We start from the raw sequence: 2,883 nt of genomic DNA, 5'->3' as shown, positions 1-2,883 counted from the left end.
CCGCGCCCTGCTGACCCGCGCCGCCTCGATGCGGGGCCTGTGCGCCTACGTCTACGCGGCGGCCGGCACCGGCGAATCCACCACCGACCTGTCCTGGGACGGGCAGACCAGCATCGACGAGAACGGCGTGCGGCTGGCCGAAGGCGCGCGCTTCCCCGAGGGGCCGGTGGTGACGCTCGCCGACATCGACCTCGACCTGATCGCCCAGGAGCGGCTCCAGGCCGGCAGCTTCGACGACAACGCCCGCAATCAGGGCCTCCGGCCCTGGCGCACGGTGTCCTTCCGGCTCGATCCGCCGCGGGGCGATCTCGGGCTCGAGCGCCGGGTCGAGCGCTTTCCCTTCGTGCCCTCCGATCCGGCCCGCCTCGCGCAGGATTGCTACGAGGCCTACAACATCCAGGTCGCCGGGCTGGCTCAGCGCCTCGCCGCGACCGGCACGAAGCGGGCGGTGATCGGCGTGTCCGGCGGCCTCGACTCGACCCACGCCCTGATCGTCGTGGCCAAGGCCTTCGACCGACTCGGCCTCCCGCGAAAAGACATCCTGGCCTACACCCTGCCGGGCTTCGCCACCTCGGACGAGACCAAGACCAACGCCCACGCCCTGATGCGGGCGCTCGGCACCACGCCGGAGGAAATCGACATCCGCCCGGCCGCCCGGCAGATGCTGGCCGATATGGGCCACCCGTTCGGGCGGGGCGAGGCGGTCTACGACGTCACCTTCGAGAACGTGCAGGCGGGGCTTCGCACCGACTACCTGTTCCGGCTCGCCAACCAGCACGGCGGGATCGTGATCGGCACCGGCGACCTCTCGGAGCTGGCGCTCGGCTGGAGCACCTACGGCGTCGGCGACCAGATGAGCCATTACGGCGTCAACGCGGGCGTGCCCAAGACCCTGATCCAGCACCTGATCCGCTGGGTGATCTCGTCCGGGCAACTGGGCGCCGAGGAGAACCGGACGCTCCAGGCTGTGCTCGACACCGAGATCTCTCCCGAGCTGGTGCCGGCCTCGGAGGGCGAGGGGCCGCAGAGCACGGAAGGCAAGATCGGCCCCTACGCGCTGCAGGATTTCTCGCTGTGGTTCACCCTGCGCCACGGCTTTCCGCCCTCGAAGATCGCCTTCCTCGCGCTCCACGCCTGGGGCGACGCGGGGAGGGGCGACTGGCCGCCGGACTTCCCCGTGCGCAAGCGCGTCGCCTACGACTTGGCCGAGATCCGGCGCTGGCTCGGCGTGTTCCTCGACCGCTTCTTCCGCTTCAGCCAGTTCAAGCGCTCGGCGCTCCCCAACGGCCCGAAGGTCTCGGCCGGCGGCTCCCTCTCGCCCCGCGGCGACTGGCGCGCCCCGTCGGATGCCAGCGCCCGAGCGTGGCTCGACGAGCTGGAGCGCAACGTCCCGCAGGCGTGACGGCAGCCGGCCTTCGCCGCGGAGGCGTCGCGTCAGGGCCGGCTCATGGGGCTCCGCCGGTCCGCACCCCGCCGCCCGCTGCCGGGGCGGGATCGAAGCCGTCGAGGGCCTCGACGGAGGGTGCCCGGCCGGCCCGGCGCTGGGCGACGTAGTCGAGGACGCCCGCCACGGCGCGCTCGGAATAGGGCTTGGCGATCACGCCCAGCGCACCGGCGAAATCCGGCGGGATGCGCTTGGCGTTGGCGGTCATGAACACCACCGCGACCTGCGGGTCGCGGCTCAGCGCGCGGGCCACCTCCACGCCGGTCGGCCCATCGACGAGGTGGACGTCCACGAGCGCCACGTCCGGCCGGGCGGTGTGGCCGAGCGCGATCGCATCCGCCGAGCAGCCCGCCACGCCGACGCTGACATGGCCGAGATCCTCCAGGAGATATTCCAGCTCGAGGGCGATCAGCACCTCGTCCTCGACGACGAGGATGCGCAGGGGCGCCTCCGTCACCTCGGCCATTCCGGCCCTCCCGCCCTCGTTCCTCGGCTCGAACCGACACTATCCGCCGGATATGCCGGGAGCGGAACCGGCGCCGTCCGGTGCGGGATCCGTTCGCGGTGGATACGGCCCGGCCGGAGGGCGGACGGACCGGTCACGGGGCGTCGGACCCGGTGAGCGGGATCGTGATCGCGATCCGGGTGCCGGGCCCGGCATCCGACCATTCGAGGGTGCCGCGCAGCTGGCGCACCACCATCTCGACGAGGGTGCGGCCGAATCCGGCCGGGTTGGCGGGCGCCGAAGCCATGCCGACGCCGTCGTCCTCGATGACGAGGCGCATCCCCGTCCCGCAGCGCTGCGCCTCGATGGCGACCCGGCCGTGGCGCTCCTCCGGAAAGGCGTGCCGCAGGGCGTTGGTCGCCAGTTCGTGGATCAGCAGCGCCAGGGGCGCGGCCATGGCGGCGGAGAGCGCCAGCGCCTCGATCCGGGTCTCGATCCGGGTGCGGTCCTCGTCGAGGCCGGCGGCGAGGTCGGCGATCAGGTCGGCGGTGAATTCCCTGAAGTCGAAGCGGGAGACGTCGCCCTCCGAGTAGAGCATCCGGTGGGCGGTCGAGAGGGCGCCGATCCGGTCGGCCATGGCCTGGAGCGCGTCGCGGGCATCCCCCTCGGGCGTGCGGCGGGCCTTCAGCAGCATCAGCGAGGAGATGACCTGGAGGTTGTTCTTGACCCGGTGATCGACCTCGTGGAGCAGCGCGGTCTTCTGCTCCAGGGCCGAGCGCAGGTCGGCGGTGCGCTCGTTCACCTCGCGCTCCAGCGCGTCGTTGGCATCGCGCAACGCCAGTTCCAGGCGGTGCTTGTCGGTCATGTCGGCCTGGGCCGAGAAGAAGAACAGCACCTGGCCCGCCTCGTCGCGGACGGGGTTGATCGTCATGCCGTTCCAGAACGTCGTGCCGTCCTTGCGGTAGTTGAGCAGCTCGCCCTCGAACGGCCGGCC

General features: G+C 72.0%; 3 protein-coding genes. 1 reads left to right on the top strand and 2 read right to left on the bottom strand.

All coding sequences use genetic code 11. The annotated features are described in order from the left end of the window. Positions 1–1,402, top strand: a 1,402-nt coding sequence (locus MFF42_RS24980; protein WP_238258653.1) for an NAD(+) synthase, incomplete at its 5' end; no start/stop codon positions are given. Between the two features lie 43 nt (positions 1,403–1,445). On the opposite strand, the gene MFF42_RS24975 is transcribed toward MFF42_RS24980, so the two are convergent. Together MFF42_RS24975 and MFF42_RS24970 are read right to left on the bottom strand one after the other, a co-directional pair. Then, entirely contained in the window at positions 1,446–1,910 is a 465-nt protein-coding gene (locus MFF42_RS24975) for a response regulator (protein ID WP_238258651.1), read from the bottom strand. 133 nt (positions 1,911–2,043) lie between these two features. Beyond that, a partial coding sequence (locus MFF42_RS24970) for a histidine kinase dimerization/phosphoacceptor domain -containing protein (RefSeq protein ID WP_238258649.1) occupies positions 2,044–2,883 on the bottom strand: 840 nt, incomplete at its 5' end.

The organism is Methylorubrum podarium (genome assembly GCF_022179745.1).
Lineage (GTDB): Bacteria > Pseudomonadota > Alphaproteobacteria > Rhizobiales > Beijerinckiaceae > Methylobacterium > Methylobacterium podarium.
This window is presented reverse-complemented; position numbering and strand designations above follow the sequence as displayed.